This is a genomic window from Shewanella marinintestina (assembly GCF_023283845.1).
Classification (GTDB): Bacteria; Pseudomonadota; Gammaproteobacteria; order Enterobacterales; family Shewanellaceae; genus Shewanella; species Shewanella marinintestina.
The window spans coordinates 57136-75363 of sequence record NZ_JAKILC010000009.1 but is presented as its reverse complement, the minus strand read 5'-3'; the positions used below and the strand labels follow the sequence as shown (position 1 = coordinate 75363).

At 43.0% G+C, this 18228-nt stretch carries 19 protein-coding genes; 12 read left to right on the top strand and 7 right to left on the bottom strand.

The window, feature by feature from the left end; genetic code table 11:
• Positions 1–49: 49 nt before the first annotated feature.
• Together lolD and lolE are read left to right on the top strand one after the other, a co-directional pair.
• Entirely contained in the window at positions 50–748 is a 699-nt protein-coding gene (gene lolD / locus L2747_RS11820; RefSeq protein WP_248999232.1) for a lipoprotein-releasing ABC transporter ATP-binding protein LolD, read from the top strand.
• Positions 745–1998: a lipoprotein-releasing ABC transporter permease subunit LolE gene (gene lolE, locus L2747_RS11815; protein ID WP_248999231.1), complete on the top strand. Its 1254-nt coding sequence runs from the start codon at positions 745–747 to the stop codon at positions 1996–1998. The genes lolD and lolE overlap by 4 nt, the downstream gene beginning before the upstream one ends.
• A 92-nt stretch (positions 1999–2090) precedes the next feature.
• Here the strand turns inward: lolE and L2747_RS11810 are convergent, their stop codons facing one another.
• A complete protein-coding gene (locus L2747_RS11810) occupies positions 2091–2471 on the bottom strand; it encodes a SpoIIAA family protein (protein ID WP_248999230.1) in 381 nt (126 codons plus the stop codon).
• Between the two features lie 214 nt (positions 2472–2685).
• On the opposite strand from L2747_RS11810, the gene L2747_RS11805 reads away from it, so the two are divergent.
• Positions 2686–3600, top strand: a complete 915-nt coding sequence (locus tag L2747_RS11805; protein WP_248999229.1) for a M14 family metallopeptidase — start codon at positions 2686–2688, stop codon at positions 3598–3600.
• Between the two features lie 89 nt (positions 3601–3689).
• Entirely contained in the window at positions 3690–3953 is a 264-nt protein-coding gene (locus tag L2747_RS11800; protein ID WP_248999228.1) for a hypothetical protein, read from the top strand.
• 49 nt (positions 3954–4002) lie between these two features.
• On the opposite strand, the gene L2747_RS11795 is transcribed toward L2747_RS11800, so the two are convergent.
• The 3 genes from L2747_RS11795 to L2747_RS11785 all read right to left on the bottom strand — a co-directional run bounded on the left by L2747_RS11795 (position 4003) and on the right by L2747_RS11785 (position 6000).
• On the bottom strand, positions 4003–4707 hold the full coding sequence (locus L2747_RS11795; protein ID WP_248999227.1) for an SDR family NAD(P)-dependent oxidoreductase: 705 nt from the start codon (positions 4705–4707) through the stop codon (positions 4003–4005).
• A 144-nt stretch (positions 4708–4851) separates the two neighbouring features.
• Positions 4852–5412, bottom strand: coding sequence for a VOC family protein (locus L2747_RS11790; protein ID WP_248999226.1), 561 nt, complete (start codon positions 5410–5412; stop codon positions 4852–4854).
• An 84-nt stretch (positions 5413–5496) separates the two neighbouring features.
• A complete protein-coding gene (locus L2747_RS11785; RefSeq protein WP_248999225.1) occupies positions 5497–6000 on the bottom strand; it encodes a L,D-transpeptidase family protein in 504 nt (167 codons plus the stop codon).
• A gap of 212 nt (positions 6001–6212) precedes the next feature.
• Between L2747_RS11785 and L2747_RS11780 the strand changes: the two genes are divergently transcribed.
• Positions 6213–7046 carry an ion transporter gene (locus L2747_RS11780; protein ID WP_248999224.1) on the top strand — a complete coding sequence of 278 codons (834 nt, stop codon included), beginning with the start codon at positions 6213–6215 and terminating at the stop codon, positions 7044–7046.
• Between the two features lie 59 nt (positions 7047–7105).
• A complete protein-coding gene (locus L2747_RS11775; protein ID WP_248999223.1) occupies positions 7106–8641 on the top strand; it encodes an MATE family efflux transporter in 1536 nt (511 codons plus the stop codon).
• A 75-nt stretch (positions 8642–8716) separates the two neighbouring features.
• Here the strand turns inward: L2747_RS11775 and L2747_RS11770 are convergent, their stop codons facing one another.
• Entirely contained in the window at positions 8717–8959 is a 243-nt protein-coding gene (locus L2747_RS11770; protein ID WP_248999222.1) for a DUF2986 domain-containing protein, read from the bottom strand.
• A gap of 234 nt (positions 8960–9193) precedes the next feature.
• Between L2747_RS11770 and yqfB the strand changes: the two genes are divergently transcribed.
• The 4 genes from yqfB (at position 9194) to L2747_RS11750 (ending at position 14766) form a co-directional block, all read left to right on the top strand.
• Complete coding sequence (gene yqfB / locus L2747_RS11765; protein WP_248999299.1) at positions 9194–9508, top strand: N(4)-acetylcytidine aminohydrolase; 315 nt, start codon at positions 9194–9196, stop codon at positions 9506–9508.
• Between the two features lie 190 nt (positions 9509–9698).
• The gene (locus tag L2747_RS11760; protein WP_248999221.1) at positions 9699–10316 is read left to right on the top strand and encodes a TetR/AcrR family transcriptional regulator; all 618 of its coding nucleotides are present in this window, start codon (positions 9699–9701) and stop codon (positions 10314–10316) included.
• Positions 10316–11659 (top strand): efflux RND transporter periplasmic adaptor subunit, encoded by a 1344-nt coding sequence (locus L2747_RS11755; RefSeq protein WP_248999220.1) that lies wholly within the window; start codon positions 10316–10318, stop codon positions 11657–11659. The genes L2747_RS11760 and L2747_RS11755 overlap by 1 nt, the downstream gene beginning before the upstream one ends.
• Positions 11656–14766: an efflux RND transporter permease subunit gene (locus L2747_RS11750; protein WP_248999219.1), complete on the top strand. Its 3111-nt coding sequence runs from the start codon at positions 11656–11658 to the stop codon at positions 14764–14766. Before L2747_RS11755 ends, L2747_RS11750 begins: the two co-directional genes overlap by 4 nt.
• 151 nt (positions 14767–14917) lie before the next feature.
• On the opposite strand, the gene L2747_RS11745 is transcribed toward L2747_RS11750, so the two are convergent.
• Entirely contained in the window at positions 14918–15703 is a 786-nt protein-coding gene (locus L2747_RS11745; RefSeq protein WP_248999218.1) for a 5'-methylthioadenosine/adenosylhomocysteine nucleosidase, read from the bottom strand.
• 470 nt (positions 15704–16173) lie between these two features.
• Between L2747_RS11745 and L2747_RS11740 the strand changes: the two genes are divergently transcribed.
• The gene (locus L2747_RS11740; RefSeq protein ID WP_248999217.1) at positions 16174–16755 is read left to right on the top strand and encodes an SRPBCC family protein; all 582 of its coding nucleotides are present in this window, start codon (positions 16174–16176) and stop codon (positions 16753–16755) included.
• A gap of 164 nt (positions 16756–16919) precedes the next feature.
• Here L2747_RS11740 and L2747_RS11735 read toward each other — a convergent pair whose 3' ends face one another.
• Positions 16920–17423 carry a hypothetical protein gene (locus tag L2747_RS11735; protein ID WP_248999216.1) on the bottom strand — a complete coding sequence of 168 codons (504 nt, stop codon included), beginning with the start codon at positions 17421–17423 and terminating at the stop codon, positions 16920–16922.
• Between the two features lie 97 nt (positions 17424–17520).
• Between L2747_RS11735 and L2747_RS11730 the strand changes: the two genes are divergently transcribed.
• A complete protein-coding gene (locus tag L2747_RS11730; RefSeq protein WP_248999215.1) occupies positions 17521–18222 on the top strand; it encodes an energy-coupling factor ABC transporter permease in 702 nt (233 codons plus the stop codon).
• The last annotated feature ends 6 nt before the right edge of the window (positions 18223–18228 follow it).

Genomic DNA, 18228 nt, shown 5'->3' with positions numbered 1-18228 from the left:
CACCAAGAAGCGATGATACGAGTAGATTTAGATGAATAGCGAGTTAACAATGACGCAAGAATTATTGCTACAAGTGAGTAATGTTAGTAAACGTTACCAAGAAGGGTCGGTAGACACTCAGGTGCTACACAATGTTGACCTGCAAGTATTTAAAGGTGAGCAATTAGCGATAGTGGGTAGCTCTGGCTCAGGTAAAAGTACCTTACTGCATATTATGGGGACACTCGATAGCCCTACAAGCGGTACCGTTACTATGTTGGGCGAAGATCTGTATCAGTTATCGAGTCAGCGTCAAGCTAAAGTCCGCAATGAGAACGTTGGCTTTATTTATCAATTTCATCATTTACTGCCTGAGTTTACAGCGCTTGAAAATGTGTCTATGCCCGCACTTATTCAAGGTCAGCGTCGTAAACTGGTGGAGCCTAAAGCGAAGGTGCTGCTTGAGCGGGTTGGTTTAGGTCACCGTTTAACTCACACCCCGGCTGAAATGTCTGGTGGTGAGCGTCAACGAGTGGCGATTGCAAGGGCGTTAATTAATGATCCTAAATTGGTCCTCGCTGATGAGCCAACAGGTAACCTGGATGCCAATAGCGGTGAAGCCGTGTATGAGCTCATTACCGAGCTTGCGGCGCAGCTAGGCACAGCTTTTGTGGTGGTGACTCATGATCAAAAGCTAGCCGCGCGAATGGATAGACAACTGCACATGAAAGATGGCCGCTTAGTTAAAGCGGAGGAATTGACTGCATGAGAAGTTTGTTAGCCATGTGGGTCGGTTGGCGCTTTTATCTTGCGCGCCAATCAAACCGATTTATTAACTTTATCTCGTTTGCTTCAACGGCGGGTATTGCCCTTGGCGTGATGGTGCTCATTGTTGTGCTATCGGCAATGAATGGTTTTGAAAAAGAGTTAGAGCAACGCTTATTGGGCGTGGTGTCGCATGGTGAACTAGTTGGGGTGAATGAGCCTATTCATCAGTGGCAATCAATTGTGGATGATGCCAGCCAAGTGCCTGGTATTGTTGCTGCTGCGCCATTTGTGCGTATGCAAGGTTTAGTACAAAAGGTGGGCGGTTTTCAGGGCCTCACCGTGATGGGCATAGATATTGGCAATGAAGCCAAAGTGTCTAACATCCAGCAATTTATGTCACCTAAGAGCTGGCAAAGCCTCAGTGAACATAACAGCAATAACATTGTGTTAGGTAAGGGGCTTGCTAAGAGTTTAGATTTAACCGTCGGTCAGTCACTCAACCTCTATATGCCCAATCTGAATGGCAAGTCACAAAACAAAATCGGTGCAGCTAAGAGTCACCGTTTTGTGGTGTCGGGCATTTTTGAGCTGGGCGGTGAACTCGATATGAGCACCGCTTATATTCCGATGCAATATGCCGCTAAAACATTAAATTTAGGTGATAGCGTTTCAGGCGTGCGGATTAAGGCTGATGATGTGTTTGCTGCGCCGCGGTTAATTCGTGATTTGGGCTATAGCCAGCAGCAATATGTGTATATTTCCGACTGGACTCGCACCCAAGGGCATTTATACCAAGATATTCAATTAGTGCGTATGGTGATGTATTTAGTACTGGCATTGGTTATTGCTGTGGCATGTTTTAATATCGTTTCAACCTTGGTTATGGCTGTACGAGATAAACAATCTGAGATTGCTATTTTGCTGACTATGGGCATGAGAAAGGCCTCTGTGATGCTGATATTTGTGGTGCAGGGCGCCTTTAACGGTGTTTTAGGTTGCGTAATCGGCGCGGTGTTAGGTGTGACAATCTCAATAAACCTAAGCGCTATTGCCCGTGGTATTGAATCAATATTAGGTATTCAGTTGTTATCGGCGGATGTGTACTTTATTGACTTCTTACCTTCACAGTTACAAGTGAATGATGTCATTACTGTGGTGTGTTTAGCGTTTGTGATGAGCGTGATAGCCACGCTTTACCCTGCGTGGAAGGCAAGCCAGACACCGCCAGCAAGAGCCTTGGCAGGTAGGTGATTAATCTTGCTTAACATTGTGGATTAAAATAAAAAACGCCAGCATTTGCTGGCGTTTTTTATTTGATTAAAGGGCTTATTAATTAATTGGTATTATTCATTTAGCCACGCAAATGCATCGGCTTCATTGTCAAAGTATTTCATTTCACCCGCGACAAACCAGCGACCTATTTTAGTCGCGGTTTCTTGCCAGCCTTTATTGCCATAAAGTGCAATTTTTATAAATTGATTGCCATGTTTAAGCCCCAGTTTAAGGTCATCCCAAGCAGCGCTAAGCTCCCAGCCTTCAAGTTCAGTAGCATCAAACAAGGCTTTAATTTTTGGCTGCTTAACTTCGGCTAATGCGGAATCAATGACCGGTGTGATAGCAAGATAGTCACTGTGAGTTAATTTACCCTTTGCTTTGAGTGTGAGGAAAAACTCATCCTCAACTCTTTCTATTCCAATTGAAAATCCATGTCTTAATGCATTCATAAAATTCATCCTTGTAAAATGAAGAATAGGTTGGCAGCTCTAACTACCTGATTGAAAACTATTACGGATAACGACATTGATATCAATCTATATCACGTTTATGCTCTCGAGTAATTTAGCGCTGGAGTTAAAAGGCGCTGGGATCAGGTTAGTCTTTTTACTGTATTAGGTATAGAAGAGCTTGGAGACAAAACCAAGCCAAAAGGAATCAAAAATGGATCAGCAAGTGTACGCAATAGGCGTAAAAGGTCAGAAATGGGGCGACGCTGAAAAAGCTCAGTGGATCAATGTTCAGTCGATTAAGCGCTCTTATCAAGATGAAGTACTCGTTAAGGTACAGGCGTTAAAAGACCTATTTGATGTTGAGCAGTATGGCGCTCTTTCTTATGATGTTGAGCGTTATCCATTGTTGGCGGTTAAATCAAAAAATTGGGATGCCAATAAAGCGACGATTTTGGTAACTGGTGGCGTGCACGGTTATGAAACAAGTGGCGTACAAGGCGCCATCCGTTTTGCTGAAACTAAAGCCGCTGATTATGCCAAGCATTTTAATATTCTAGTGGCGCCGTGTATCAGCCCTTGGGGATATGAAACCATTAACCGCTGGAACCCAAAAGCAATCGACCCGAACCGCTCTTTCTATGCTGATAGCCCTGCTGAGGAGTCGGCAGCGTTAATTAAGCTATTAGCGGATTTAGATGTTGAGATATTTGCTCATATTGACCTACATGAAACCACTGATACCGATAACAGCGAATTTAGACCTGCATTGTCGGCACGTGATGCTGTTGAGCATACTAACTGGAATATCCCGGATGGTTTTTATCTTGTTGGTGACACCATTCATCCGCAAGATGAATTTCAAACTGCGATTATCAAATCAGTAGAGCAAGTCACCCATATTGCCCCAGCCGATGATGACGGCAAGCTAATTGGCGTTGATTTAGCGCAGTTTGGCGTGATTAATTACGCCACTAAAGCCCTTGGTTTATGTGCCGGTGTAACGGATGCTAAATATGTAACGACGACAGAAGTGTACCCAGACAGCCCATTATCTGATGATGAAAACTGCATTGTCGCCCAAGTAGCGGCAATCACAGGTGGTTTAGACTACTTGCTGAGCTTGTAAATCATCAGGTATTGAGGAGCGCGAAAGCAAAAAAGCCTGAAATGAAGTTCGGGCTTTTTATAACAACCAAATAGTTAAGGGATATAGCGTTGAGATTTTTCAAAGGATTCTGGTTTTGGTTCGGTTTGATTATTTGCCCCGTTATTATTATCGTGAGCGTATTTAACGCAGGTCGTATAATGGGATTATTGATATATAGCGAGCAACCATTTACTCAAAGTTTAACTAGCCATGTAGGTATTGAGTTAGTGATAACACTGAGTTTAGCTATTTGTGCTATTTCTGAGTTTTTACGTTCTATCAGGCATGGCAAAGCCAAGCTTTCCGGTACCGCTAGTTTAAATCTTGATTAGCGCGTATTTTCAAATCTTCGATTCGGTAAATTTAATATTCAGTGTTTACTTACCAAGGTAAAATCGAGCCGTCATAACTATAGAATTTTCCTGTATCACTCGCACTGGTATTACGGACGATGCTGCTTAAACAGTCGGCCACATATTCAGCAGTAAACAGTTTTCCTTCAGGCACATTACGCTGAAATCGTTTTGATAACTTTGTGTCAGTGGTCCCAGGGTGAAACACCAATACGCAGGTATTAGTCTGCTTAAAGCGCCACTCGATACTGATGGTTTTCATTGCCATGTTGAGCGCCGCCTTTGAGCTTCTATAGCTTACCCAGCCCCCAAGACGATTATCTTCGATACTGCCAATTTTGGCGGAAACAGTCACAAAGTGGCTTGTGGCTTTCGATTTCAAGTGCTCTGCAAAATGACTAGCGAGTAATAAACTCGGAGTGACATTAATAACAATATTTTTATTGAAAAAGTTGCTATCAAACTCTTTAACGCTTTTCTCTGGGTTATGTTCGCCATCATGCAGCATACCTACTGCATTAATTAATAAGTTTAGCTTTGGTAAAAGCTTAGCAAGTTCTTCAATGTCACTTTCTACCGTGACATTTACCTTGTACCAAATCAGTTTTGGGTGATTAAGTGCAGGCTTATTTGTGCGATAGGTGGCAAATACGGTTGCTGTATTTGTCGCTAAATAATGTTCTACCAGTGCCAAGCCTATGCCACCAGAGCCGCCTACTATCAATACATTCACGTTTGTTGTCCTTACAAAGTTACCGATGTCGTGACTTTAAAGAAATACGGGTATTGGAGGCTGAGGGATCAACTCAGTCTCCATGATGTACTTGAATGGCTGATAACTTTACGCGCTGGTGGGGCACTTTTATTGATTAAGTGGTTACTCTGCTTCTGAGGCGATAACAGCTTTAATACCGTGAGAGTGAACCTTTACGCATAGGCCATCTTTCTTGAAGGCGATAGTAGGATTGGGCAAGCGCTCTTTATCCCCTTGTGGTGAGCTTAGCTTCACTTTGATATCAGTTTGTCCCGCTAATACAGGTGCTAGCTGTGGTGCTTGTTCAAGCATGGATTGGGTTAGCATGTCGCAATTATTAGCGCCGCAATCGAGCACAAGCTCTATATGCTCCCAGCCCTCCTTTGGATAAGCTTTTTCGCCAGGGTAAGGCAGTTCAACACATTCAATAGTATTGGTACCCATCAAAAGTGGCGTGTTTAGCTCAATAATTAAAATTGGGCGGCCATTAATCATGTTGTCTGAAATAATCGTGCCGACGTTAGCGAAGTCTTGTCTAAGCTGGTCAGCGCTTGCATTCGTATTCACTCTTAAGGCGCTATGATCACATTCTAGTGTTAGCTTATCTAAGCCTAACTCTTGAGTAAACGCTTGTATACGCTGGCTAAATACCGGCCAGCTATTGATTAATTCTTGGTATGTCATGGGTGAGCCTTAATGCTAAAAGGGCGTGGAGAGTGATGGTAAAATATTAAAAAATCCGATAAATATGACTTGCAAAGAGGCCTATTATGGCCAGATTTCAATAGGTGTGCCTGCATCAATCATTTGCCAAAGTTCATCCATTTCGGCGTTAGTCACAGCGATACAACCGTCGGTCCAGTTATACATTTGTGCTTCTTCTGGTGACAGGCTGGAATTGGGATTCTCGCCGTGGATCATAATCTGTCCACCAGGGCTAATGCCTAACGCATTGGCACGTAATCTGTCTTCATCGTTAGGGTAAGAGATATGGATCGCCCGGTAATATGCGCTATCAGATTTTTTATAATCTAATATGTAGCGACCTTCTGGAGTTCGTTGGTCACCTTCGGTGAGCTTATGGCCTACAGGGCTATCGCCCATAGCAATGCGGTAGGTTTTTAGCACTTTACCTTGACGTAATACCTTCATGCTGGATTCTGACTTTGTCACAACGACTAAATCTATCTTTGGGGCTGCCCAAGCAAAATTGGATAAGAAACCGCTGACGGCCAATAGAACTAAGCTAAGTGATAGAGCTAAAAAACGCATTAGAAAACCTTGCAGACAGACGAATTAGCGATAAATGAATAATGGCATATTACCTTAAAATACTGCCCGTGTTGACGGCAAAGGCTAAGATTATTTTTGAGCTCTGATCTTTTGCGTGTCACACTATTAGCATTATTGATTTTAAAACATTGATCCGTCGACTTAAGTCGACGAGAGCAAACATCACTTTTTTGTAAGGAGTTGCTGCAATAATGGCAACAGAGAAAGATTTAGAAAGCCAATTTAAACTTAAGTTACGTCGGGTAATTTTCGGTACTGATACTCCCGCAGGGCGCTACTTTGACCTCAGTTTGATGGTGTGCATTGTATTAAGTGTGGCGTTAGTTTTTCTTGATACAGTGGCGCGTGTTCACGCGAAATATGGCGATATTATCGTGATGCTGGAGTGGGGCTTTACCTTTATTTTTACGATAGAGTACATTCTTAGGCTCTATTGTTCGGCTAAGCCGCTCAGTTACGCGAGAAGTTTTTATGGCGTAGTTGACCTTTTATCGGTATTACCAACGTATTTGGCACTGCTGTTCCCGGGTGCTAACTTCACTATGGTTATTAGGATCTTGCGCTTATTCAGGATCTTTAGAGTATTAAAGCTGCTGCGTTATTTAAGTGAAGGTAATCTGTTATTGCGAGCCATGCTGCAATCAGGGCGTAAGGTGTTTATCTTCTTTTTCTCTGTTAGCCTGATCGTGGTTGTTCTGAGCGCCGTAATGTATGTGGTTGAAGGGCCGAATAATGGTTTTACTTCAATCCCCAAGTCTATTTATTGGACAATCGTGACCATTACCACAGTAGGGTATGGTGATATCACACCGGGTACGCCATTAGGTCAGGCCATCGCAGCATTTACTATGCTACTGGGGTATTCAATTATTGCGATACCAACCGGTATTTTGACCGCAGAAATATCGCAAGAAATTGGCCGTACAAGAGATTTAAGACGTTGCAGTAACTGTTTAAAAGTTGGTCATGAAAACAACGCATTGTATTGCGATCATTGCGGCAGCGAATTAGAGAGTGAATTGTAAATCACTTACATGTTTTGAATGTATTCAGTTAAAGGACTAGCCAAAGGCTGAGAGGTGTTATGGCGGTAGCCAAGTTTGTACAGGGATCGATTTTACGACATATTTTAGTTATGAGCTCAACAGCGGCAGTGGGGATCTCTGCGCTGTTCGTGGTCGACTTATTAGATATTTTTTTCCTTAGTTTATTAGGTGAGTTAGAGCTCGCGGCTGCGGTCGGTTATGCGGGCACGATTTCATTTTTCACCACCTCAATTGGTATCGGGTTATCTATTGCGCTAGGGGCTTTAGTGTCTCGCTCTATTGGCGCTAAAGAAACGAAAAAAGCGAAACGATTACTGCTTAACAGTTTGGTGGTGACCTTACTGATGAGCATTTTAGTTGCGATTACCGTTTATCTTTTTATCCCTGATTTATTAAAGTTAGTCGGCGCCACGGGGAAAACTGCTGAGCTGGCTGAAAGTTATCTTAATATCTTGGTGCCATCACTACCGCTTATTTGCTTAGCAATGGCGTTAGGCAGCGCACTAAGGGCTGTGGGCGATGCCAAATTGTCTATGGTATCGACCTTAATCGGTGGCGGTGTTAACGCTGTATTTGACCCGATATTTATCTTTATGTTCGCTATGGGTATTGAAGGGGCTGCGGTTGCGTCGGTGATGGCGCGTTTTGCGGTATTCGCTGTCGCTGCAAAAGGGGTGGTGGTTAAGCACAATTTACTTGGCCGTTTTAACTTTGATCACTTTGTGGAAGACTTAAAACCCATTTTTGCAATTGCAGGCCCTGCAATGCTAACTAACGTGGCAACACCAATTGGTAATGCGGTGGTTACCCGCGCTATTGCCGATTTTGGTGACAGTTACGTGGCTGGTTGGGCGGTACTTGGCCGATTAATTCCGGTGTCATTTGGGATGATTTTCGCCTTATCTGGCGCAGTGGGTCCTATTGTTGGGCAAAACTTTGGCGCGTTGGAATTTGAGCGAGTGAAAGAGTCGCTCACCCGAGCCATTCAATTTTGTGCTGTATACGTCATCGCAGTGTCTTTACTGCTGTTTCTTACTCGCCATCAAATTGTCAGTGTGTTTGATATGAAAGGTGATGCGGCAGAGTTAATCTTATTCTTCTGTTCGTATATCGCAGTGTTTTTTGTTTTTTCAGGGATTTTATTTGTCGCTAATGCTTCCTTTAACAATTTAGGCAAGGCCAAATATTCAACCTTATTTAACGTGGGTAAAGCCACTGTGGGCACTATCCCTTTTGTGTATTTTGGCGCCCAATGGGGTGGAGTATATGGAGTGCTTGTTGGCCAAGCAATAGGCTCGATTATCTTTGGTGTATTGGGTGTCGTGGTGGCTTATCGACTAGTCGATAAAGTGCAAAATATGGCGACAGGTAGTGTGTCTGCGAGTGAGTTGCGCGAGAGCGTCACACAAGCGGAAGATAAGACAGAGTTTGATGAGGAATTAAGCTTAAGTAGTCAAAATCCCATGTCATCATCATGCGCTAACATGGCAATGGTGAATGAAGAGCAAGATTGCGTTGCGAGTAATAAAGTGGCTGAGCTTATTGGTACAGACGAGAAAGCGTCAACCAAGTAAGCTCAATCTAACGAAGCGCATAGTGATGCAAAAGAGTGAGTTGGCTTGAGGTCAACTCGCTAACCGTAAAATGGGCTAGCTTGCAGGTTTTGCTTTTTCTTCGTTTGTTTCTGCTGTATCAGCAGCTGAAAGGTCAGCTTCTGCGGTGCCTTCTGTTGCAAGTAATGCTTGCTCAGCGGCTTCAGCCTCTAGTTTCGCTTGCTGTTCAGCACGCTCTGCTTTAGACACATATTTTTTGATCGTAGGCGCAGTGTGCTTATTAAGGCGAGCCTTGGCACGTTTAGCGGTCTTTTTGATCATCTTCTGTTTTCTGTTCATGAGTTCTCTACGATATGTCGTCTATAGTATGACAATTGTGGCACATTAGGCGCCAAGCTAGAAATCGGATGCGGATTTTACCCTAAACGCGCCGCTATCGCTACCGTCGTGTTTATTACAACTTGATTACTTTTTAAGGAGTGAGGTTAGCGTAAAAATGATGTACCGCAGATTACTAACAGATTAAAATGGCTTCAAAGCATCAATAGTGGTGCAGCCATGAGTTATTGCAGTATGAATCCACCAAACAGTATTACTTTTTTCAGCCGATTTGAAGCCGATATTTTAGCCGGTAAAAAAACCATTACCCTGCGTGATGAGTCTGAGTCTTTCTATCAAGCGGGCCAGCGTGTGAGCGTGTCTAACTTAGAAGATGGTCGCTGTTATGGTGAGCTTGATATCCTCTCTGTTAGCCGCGTGGCTTTTGATGACTTAAATTACACCCACGCAGAGCAAGAAAATATGAGTTTAGCTGAGCTTAAAACCTTAATTAGGCAAATTTATCCTGGTATTGAAGCGCTGTACTTAATTCACTTTAAGTTAGTTTGATGCAATTTAAATGGGTTTAATTCTTTGTAAACTCGTTTAGTTCAACTTCTTAGTCGTTATTTTTTCACTAAATTATTTTAGTGTGCGGTTATTCAAAACTCTGGTTTTTGAATAACGATAGTTCATGCAAAATCCCAAAGCAGACAGTAGACTTGTGTTATTCAACTGAATAATACGGTCTATGTCGCTGATGACAACTGAGCCCTCTAAAAAAGCAGAGCAAGCAGACGTACGTGCGAATCTTATTTGCGCCGCCTATACGTGTTTCACAGCCTCTGATTATGACAAGGTTAGCATTCGACAAATTAGCGAGTTAGCTGGCGTTAATATGGCGATGATCCGTTATTACTTTGGTAGTAAGCTGGGTTTATTTGAAGCGATGGTGAGCGAGCATATACAGCCGATTCATCGCCGCGCTAAAGCCTTACAACAATCCCATGATAAACCGACCTTGGCAGATATCATGGGGGAGTTTTACCAAACAATGATCCCCAATCCTGAGTTTCCGCGTTTTCTGTTTCAGTTGATGAACTCGGAGCACTCTGTCGAGGCTAAAGGGGTCATTTTTAAATTGTTTGAGCCAATCGCTGAACTGACTCCCATGCCACATAAATTATTAGAAGGATGGGGAGAGCTTGATCCACAAATGCTGAAAATGTCGTTACTGAGCTTAATGATTTTCCCCTTTGTCATGCCAATTCCAATGGCAAAACTACATGGTTATCAACTTAATGAAGAATTTTATCAACAATTGGCCAAACACAATATTGCGCTGCTCGAAAACGGGATCTGTGGAGGAAAGCGCTAATGTCTAGCTTTAAAGGTAAGCGCTGGTATTTTTTCCCTGCATTGGCAGTTGGCTTTGTGGTGCTGATTTTAGTGGTTAAGTTACGTAGTCATCCGCCACTAGAGTTGCAGTCTGAGCCGAGAAAATTAGTTGAAGTGACCACACTTAAGCAAGTCCCGGTTATTGCTCAAGTTGATGCGTTTGGTCGGGTTAGTCCTAAAATTCAGTGGCAGTTATTACCTGAAGTGGGCGGACGTGTGGTGTATAAGCATCCTGATCTCGCAGTGGGTAAAATCCTCGCTAAAGACACCTTATTATTATCTATTGACCCACTTGATTACCAAATTCGCCTGTCTCAAGCACAAGCAGACCGTAAAGCCCTTGAAGGTCAGCTTGCCGGTAAAGCGTTGCAACTTAAAAATCTACAGCTATCACTACAAATCGAAAATAATCGCTACGACTTAGTTAAATCAGATTTAAAGCGTAAAGAGACATTACGTAAGCAAAATTTGATTTCGCAATCAGAACTTGATGGTGAAAGGCAAAACCTTTTAGCGCAGCAGCAAAAACTGCAAGAATTAGATAACAGCTTAAATCTAATGCCGAATGAAACTGACATTCTGAAGGCGCAGTTACAGCAAGCTATTGCCCGAGAACAAGAAGCCCAGAGTCAGCTAACTAAGACAGAAATTAGATTACCTTTTGAAGGCCGTGTGGCCGAAGTGAATGTTGAAGCCAGCCAAGTGGTGTCGCCACAGCAAATTCTTGCGCGTATTAATGGCATTGAGACCATGGAAGTTGAAGCGCAGGTCTCGTTAGGCGATGTGATGACATTAATGAAAACCGTTAATCAACCCAAAGTAGAAAAGGGACAACTGCCTCGCGCTGAAGCGTTAGGACTAACGGCCGAGATCACCCTGAAAGGCGCGACATATTCATTTAACTGGCCGGCAGCAATTAATCGTATTGGCGAAACCGTTGATCCAACGCTTGCGACGGTAAGTGTGGTTTTGCAGGTAGAGCAAGAGTATCGCGAGCTTAAAATTGGTCAGTCACCACCGCTGGTTAATGGCATGTTTGTTAGCGCTCGGATCAAAGGCGGCGAGCGTAACTACTGGATGGTGCCTGAGCGTGCATTACATGGCGATAAACTTTATATCATGAATCAAGATAACCGATTGCAAATTATTGATGTACAAGTGCTATTTCGTCAAGAAGGCCAAGCTGCTGTACAAGGTGCGTTAGTTGAAGGCATGCAGTTAGTACTGACCGATCTTATTCCAGCAGTTAATGGCATGGCGCTGCGCACTAAAAGTAATGATGTTAGCGGATCTGAGCCTGCAAATGAGGAGACGCAGCCGTGATCGGTTTTTTTGTTCGCCATCCAACCGCAACAACGTTATTGATGTTAGCGTTTATTGTGCTAGGTATTAAGGCGTTACCCGAGCTTAAACGTGAAACATTTCCCGAGTTTTCAAAAAACTACATTAGTGCTCAAGTCGTACTTCCAGGTGCGTCGCCGCAAGATGTAGAAGAAAACCTCTGCCTGAGAATGGAAGATGCGGTAGACAGTCTCGGCAGCATTACTGAAACCAAATGTGACGCGCTAGAAGGCGTGGCACGCATGACATTAAAGCTTGAAGATAATGCCGACCTTGGGCGTAGCTTGGTTGACGTGCAAACTAAAATTTCGGCGATTAAAGATTTCCCGGCTGAAATTGAGCCGCCAATTGTTGAGGAGCTAGACTTTAACGAACGCATTATCGACATAGCCGTATCAGCCTCTACCAGCAAACCAGAGCTTAAAGCTTATGCCGAGGACTTAAAACGTCGCTTAAAGTTAGATACCAGTATTAGCCAAGTTGAGATTGCTGGCTTTTCTCAACATCAATTATTGGTAGAAGTCTCACTCGGTGCAATCAAGCGCTTAGGTATGAGCGTTGCTGATGTAGCTAATCAAATTGAGCAACAAAACGTGCAGCTACCGAGCGGAACTGTTGAAACGGCCAGTAAGAATATATTAATTCGGTTCGATCAACGTGAAGTTGAACCAGAGCGCCTTGGTAATATCGTTATCCGCTCAAATGCCCAAGGCGGGGTAGTGCGGCTACGGGATATTGCCACTATCACTGATAGATTTGAGCTAGATGAAGAAAGTATTCGCTTTGATGGTGAGCAAGCGGCTATTTTGACCGTGTTTAAGAATAAATCGCAAGATTCACTGCGCCTTAAAGAGGAGGTGATCGGCTTCTTAGACGCTGAGAAACTGCGCACGCCAAACGGTATCACCATCAGTACCTCTAATGATTTGAGCTCACTATTGTGGGATCGCTTAACCATGCTGATTAAAAATGGCTGGCAAGGTGTAGTGTTAGTCTTTTTATGCATGTGGTTATTTTTTAGTTTGCGTTACTCATTCTGGGTGGCAATGGGTTTACCTGTTGCCTTTATGGGTAGCTTGTTCTTTATGGCGCAAGTTGGATTAACCATAAACATTATGACGCTGGTGGCATTCTTAATGGCTATCGGCATCATGATGGATGATGCGATTGTGATTGCCGAATCGATTGCGGCGCACATTGAGCGGGGTATGAATAAGGCTGATGCCGTTATTCAAGGAGTAAAACGTGTATTGCCTGGGGTAGTGTCATCGTTTTTAACCACAGTTTTCATCTTTTCCAGTATCGCTTTTATGGAAGGCGATATGGGTAAAGTACTTAGAGTGATCCCGCAAACTTTGCTGCTTATTTTAACCGTAAGTTTAGTGGAAGCCTTCTTAATTTTACCAAATCACTTAGCTCATGCCGCTAAAGGTAAAGCGCGCAAAACCAGCCGCTTTAAACAAAAGTTTAATCAAAAGTTTGAGTATTTTAGAACGGTGCAATTGGTAGCAGCAGTTGAGTGGGTGATTAACTGGCGTTATGTATTTATGGGCTCAGTGATAAGCCTGCTACTTATCTCAATTTCGTTAGCCGCGGGTGGCGCGGTTAAATTTATCGGTTTCCCAGAGCTTGATGGCGATGTTGCTGAAGCGCGAATTATATTGCCGCCAGGATCAACGCTTGAACAAACTGAATTTGTGGTTAATCGGGTAGTGAGTGTTGCACGCGAGCTGGATGATAAATACAGCCAAAAAGAAGACAATCAAAGACTGATTCAACATATTACCGAGCGGTTTAACTTTAACGCTGATGCTGGAGAAAGCGGCGCTCACGTGGCAACGGTTAAGATTGATTTATTGAGCGCGGAGATCCGCCAGACGCTAATCAATACCTTTATCCGCGAATGGCAGCAAGGCGTGGGGGAACTGGTTGATCCAATTGCGATTGTTTACAAGCAAGGTGCAATGGGCCCTGCTGGCCGCGCGATTGAAATTCGGGTACGCGGTGACGATTTAGGCGAGCTAAAATCTGCGTCAATTGAAGTGCAGCAATATTTGCAGGGCTTTAATGGTGTGTCGGGTGTGATGGACAGCATGCGTCCGGGTAAAGCCGAAATCTTGATGACCTTAAAACCGGGAGCGGAAGCTTTTGGGGTTAACGGTATGATGCTCGCCAGTCAGCTTCGCGGTGCGTATTTCCATCAAACTGCTGATAACATTCAAGTGGGGCCAGAGAGCATTCAAATTGATGTGCAGCTGGATAAAGTCGATGCCGCTAAACTTGAAAACTTGGCTAATTTCCCTATCACTATTGGCAGTGCTGGTGAGCAGGTGCCATTATCGGCGGTGGCTGATTTTAAATGGCAGCGAAATTACGTCAAAATTTCACGTCTAGACGGTATGCGCTTTGTCACCATTACCGGCGAAGTGGATACTCACTTAGCCAATGCCAGCGAGATTAATAAGGCCTTTAGGGACGAGTTATTACCAGAGCTTAAACAGCGCTACCCTGGGATCAGAGTAAGCTATGAAGGTGAAGTCAAAGAGAGTGCAACCACCCAAAACTCAATGGCGAGTGGCTTTATTGTTGGCCTATTAGCGGTATTTGCCATCTTAAGCTTGCAGTTTAAGAGCTATATCGAACCCTTAGTGGTGATGGCGGTTATTCCGCTTGGTTTGATTGGCGTACTCTGGGGCCACTTATTGCTAGGTTACTCAATGAGTATGCCATCAATACTTGGTTTTGTTGCGTTGGCAGGGGTAGTGGTTAACGATTCGATTTTGTTGGTGCAATATATTCGTTACCATGTGGAAGAGGGCCAATCGGTGCATGAGGCGGTAGTGAGTGCTAGCAAAGAGCGTTTTAGAGCGGTATTTATTACGTCCTTAACCACGGCCGCCGGTATGTTACCACTGTTACTTGAAACCAGTATTCAAGCGCAGGTACTGCAACCTCTTGTGGTGTCTATGGTGTTCGGTATTTTCGCATCAACCGCACTAGTACTGTTTATGGTGCCCGCCTGCTACGCAATTTTAGAAGACTTTGGCAAGGTGAGTTTTAGTAAAAAAGACGAAGCAATAAAAGCTTAATCTTGAGTACTCACTGAGTATTATCCTGAGTAAGCCGATAGATAGAACAAAGGCGCTAACTGCAAAAGTTAGCGCCTTTTTTATCGTTAATCTGCAATCAGCGGATTTTAGCTACGTGACCGCTGTTGCTTTATTATATTTTAGTGCTTTATTACATTTTGCTGAGCATATTGAGTGTAATAGCGACAGAGTTATCTGCGGTGGTTTGTTTCGCATCTTCGTAGGTTAAATGCGCAGAACCATCAGCTTTATCTGAGATGGTGCGAATAACGACTAGCGGAATGTTGAACATATCGGTCACTTGCGCAACCGCAGCGCCTTCCATCTCAACGGCGATAGCATTGAATTCCTTAAGTAGCATGTTAACCACAGCTTTGTCTGCAATAAACTGATCGCCCGTTGCGATAATGCCTGAGTGAACACGCGTTTTACCCACAGACTCCTCTGCAGCGTTAAGTGCTAACGCTTGTAACTTTTTATCGGCATAGAATAAGCGGTCATCATAGCCATCAAGCTGACCTTTTGGCGCGCCAAAGGCGGTTAAGTCGACGTCGTGCTGTACCAGTGCCGTTGAAATTACAACATCGGCGACATTGAGTTCCGCTCCCGCTGCGCCAGCAATACCCGTGAAAATAATACTGTTTACATCAAACTGGTTAATCAGCACATAAGTGGTGATCGCGGCATTGACTTTGCCCACACCAGAGCGAGCCACAACCACAGGTTTACCTTGGATAAAGCCTGTGTAATAAGTATTTTTGGCTACAGTATGAGTTTGGCGCTGATTAATTTCAGGTAGCAGCTTTTCAATTTCAGCATCCATTGCGCCTAAAATCGCGATGGGTTGTGAGCTAGTAGCGGTATCTGCAGGTTTTGCTTGAGTATTAATAGTCATAAGTGATGAAAGTAGCGTGATAATAACAGCAGCGGTGCGCATCTTAGTGGGATTCCAGAGAGTTTAGATGCGCGCATCATAATCACATCGTTTGAGAGAGTAAATGTGGGGCACGCTTATATTCTCTTAACGTGAAGTGACTAAGGCATAGTCATCATCCAATTTAATTAAACATTGGTATGGGGCCGTTTCGCAATTATAGGTATCAAGCAAGATATTTTAAAATCATGCCAACCATACATCTGATCGAATCTGAATGTTCAATTAAGGCAATGTAGGCAAAAGTATATAATAGTTAAGTAATTGATTTTAATTTCGAAATAATAGTTAAAGAGCTTATGTTAGATGATGCCTATCCAGACGTTGATTGGTTACGCTAAGGCTTGAATAGCGGTGTTTGCTCCATAGAGTTAAAGAATGTGCCCTTCATTGTTGGGCTAAATAGATCTAGGTTTTGATAGGCTCACACAAAAGTAAAATCTAACACTCACAAGCACCGAAGGAGTATGGTTATGAAAAGAGTTATATATCTTTTAACTTATGTTTTATTGTGCGCATCAGCATCAGCATCAGCATCAGTGGACTCTCTCCCTACAGTCAATAAATATTCTGATATGCAAACATTTGGCAGTGTTATTGTTCAGTGTCCAATAGATAAAACATGGAAAACTGTCGACAATGTAAAAAGCTGGTTTGAATCGGTATTAGGTGATTTTTTGGTTAGCATTAAAGTCACTGGAGGAAACAGAGAGCTAGAAACTATTGTTAATTATGAAGTTGATACAGGGACTGGACAGGAAAATGCAACTGGTCAGAGTGAAGAGCGACTGATTGTACTTTCCGATTATAATTATCAATTGGTGACAACATTTAATCGCTCGACCTTACCTCTGATGCCATGGACGACGAAAGTCACATTGGAAAAAGTTACCTTTATAGATAAACCTGTTGATTACACGCTTATTAAATTTTCTCAGTCAGGGAGTATAAATGTTCCTCCGAGTAGGAAAGAAGCAACAAAAGCCAAAATACAAAAACTTTTTAATACTGTGTTTGCGCCGTCGTTAAAGGAGAAGTTTGATGGTTGCTCTTAGTGCATTAAGCTCTGTTAACGCCTTTTAAGGGGGCATAACACTGAGTTGTTTAAATAGCTGATAAAGTTGGAATAAGTATTGTCGCTTCACTGAATTTAGGCTCTTTACCTAAATGGACTTACCTAGATAATAAAGCCCACGGTTTTCCCATGGGCTTTTATTTTTTAAGAATCAAATTTAGTGAGATCCGCTTCATTAGCACCATCATTGCATTCTCCGCGGATTGTGCCGCGATCATACTGAATACTTCGATAAAGTTCGATATAGCCATCGCGGCAATAACCATTCATCTTTATTGTTTGCTGCAAACCATGTTCAATTTGCGCAGTCCAGCCACTTAAGTCGGGCCCTTGATAGCGCTTTTTAGAGCGTGAACGCTTTTTCTGATTTGAGCGAACTTCGTGAGGTAAAGCCGCTGTTTGTGATTTTGGTAACGACAATAAGGCGCGATAGGTAAATAGCTTAAGGCCATTACTTTTGATATCAGTTCTAAAAGAGTCGGTCACCAAGCCTGCAAACTCCTCCGGATTAATTTCAGGCTTGCTACTACTGCATGCACTGAGTAATAGGGTAAAGGCAAGTGCGCTAAGGTGTTTAGTAGCCTTATGAGGTAAACAAGCGCCTCTTTTACGAGGGGAAATGATTAAATTTGGTAAGTTAGCTGTCATATTTTTATTCTAGTTTTTAGGCTAATTTTTATTATTAGTCATCAGCATAACGTATATTGAAGTAAGTTAGCAGTATGATTACAGGATTTTACCGCCAATGGATGCAAGTGTTACTCAATTTTGGTTTGAAAGGGTTAACAATATTGATTGGATATTTACGGCTGGAGATTTTGCAGCGTTATTTTTGCTAGTTTTGTGGCTTTGGGTTTTATGGCCTACAGCAGAGTTGGCAAGGTTATTAAAAAATCCACCAAGACAATCTCAAATCCTGATTGCAACAGTCAGTTTAACAGGCCTGTGGCTGCTCAATGCAAATGTCACTGCAGGGATCCATATTCATTTCTTAGGCCTTGTTGTATTAATGCTAATGTTTGGCTGGAGACTGGCGACTTTGATTGCATTACCTCCCACGCTGTTTTTTAGTCTTTTTGTATTTAAGCTACCTGCAGAGTTTGCTGTATATGCATTACTTGGTGTGTGTTTACCAATTTTTGGCTGTTTTTTACTGTATAGCCAAATGTTTAAGTATCTACCACATCAACTATTTATCTATATATTTTGTGGCTCTTTCCTTAATGGCTTCCTGTCTATTGTGTTTCATATATTAGCTTGGGCAGCTTGGTTATCGGTATCGACGGACTATAGTTGGGAGTTCTTAAGCGATAATTACTTAGTGCTTATTCCCTTACTTGGGTTTCCCGAGGCGTTGCTTAACGGCATGGCGATAACTTTGTTAGTGGTGTATCGCCCCGACTGGTTATATGACTATTCTGATAGAACCTACCTTTGGAAGAAGTGACACTTA

What these genes read in the sequence shown, in the direction of transcription:
- lolD (WP_248999232.1), top strand. Translation starts at nt 50, where the DNA reads ATGACGCAAGAATTATTGCTACAAGTGAGTAATGTTAGTAAACGTTAC.
- lolE (WP_248999231.1), top strand. Translation starts at nt 745, where the DNA reads ATGAGAAGTTTGTTAGCCATGTGGGTCGGTTGGCGCTTTTATCTTGCG.
- L2747_RS11810 (WP_248999230.1), bottom strand. Translation starts at nt 2,471, where the DNA reads ATGAATGCATTAAGACATGGATTTTCAATTGGAATAGAAAGAGTTGAG.
- L2747_RS11805 (WP_248999229.1), top strand. Translation starts at nt 2,686, where the DNA reads ATGGATCAGCAAGTGTACGCAATAGGCGTAAAAGGTCAGAAATGGGGC.
- L2747_RS11790 (WP_248999226.1), bottom strand. Translation starts at nt 5,412, where the DNA reads ATGACATACCAAGAATTAATCAATAGCTGGCCGGTATTTAGCCAGCGT.
- L2747_RS11785 (WP_248999225.1), bottom strand. Translation starts at nt 6,000, where the DNA reads ATGCGTTTTTTAGCTCTATCACTTAGCTTAGTTCTATTGGCCGTCAGC.
- L2747_RS11780 (WP_248999224.1), top strand. Translation starts at nt 6,213, where the DNA reads ATGGCAACAGAGAAAGATTTAGAAAGCCAATTTAAACTTAAGTTACGT.
- L2747_RS11775 (WP_248999223.1), top strand. Translation starts at nt 7,106, where the DNA reads ATGGCGGTAGCCAAGTTTGTACAGGGATCGATTTTACGACATATTTTA.
- L2747_RS11770 (WP_248999222.1), bottom strand. Translation starts at nt 8,959, where the DNA reads ATGAACAGAAAACAGAAGATGATCAAAAAGACCGCTAAACGTGCCAAG.
- yqfB (WP_248999299.1), top strand. Translation starts at nt 9,194, where the DNA reads ATGAATCCACCAAACAGTATTACTTTTTTCAGCCGATTTGAAGCCGAT.
- L2747_RS11760 (WP_248999221.1), top strand. Translation starts at nt 9,699, where the DNA reads ATGACAACTGAGCCCTCTAAAAAAGCAGAGCAAGCAGACGTACGTGCG.
- L2747_RS11755 (WP_248999220.1), top strand. Translation starts at nt 10,316, where the DNA reads ATGTCTAGCTTTAAAGGTAAGCGCTGGTATTTTTTCCCTGCATTGGCA.
- L2747_RS11745 (WP_248999218.1), bottom strand. Translation starts at nt 15,703, where the DNA reads ATGCGCACCGCTGCTGTTATTATCACGCTACTTTCATCACTTATGACT.
- L2747_RS11740 (WP_248999217.1), top strand. Translation starts at nt 16,174, where the DNA reads ATGAAAAGAGTTATATATCTTTTAACTTATGTTTTATTGTGCGCATCA.
- L2747_RS11735 (WP_248999216.1), bottom strand. Translation starts at nt 17,423, where the DNA reads ATGACAGCTAACTTACCAAATTTAATCATTTCCCCTCGTAAAAGAGGC.
- L2747_RS11730 (WP_248999215.1), top strand. Translation starts at nt 17,521, where the DNA reads ATGGATGCAAGTGTTACTCAATTTTGGTTTGAAAGGGTTAACAATATT.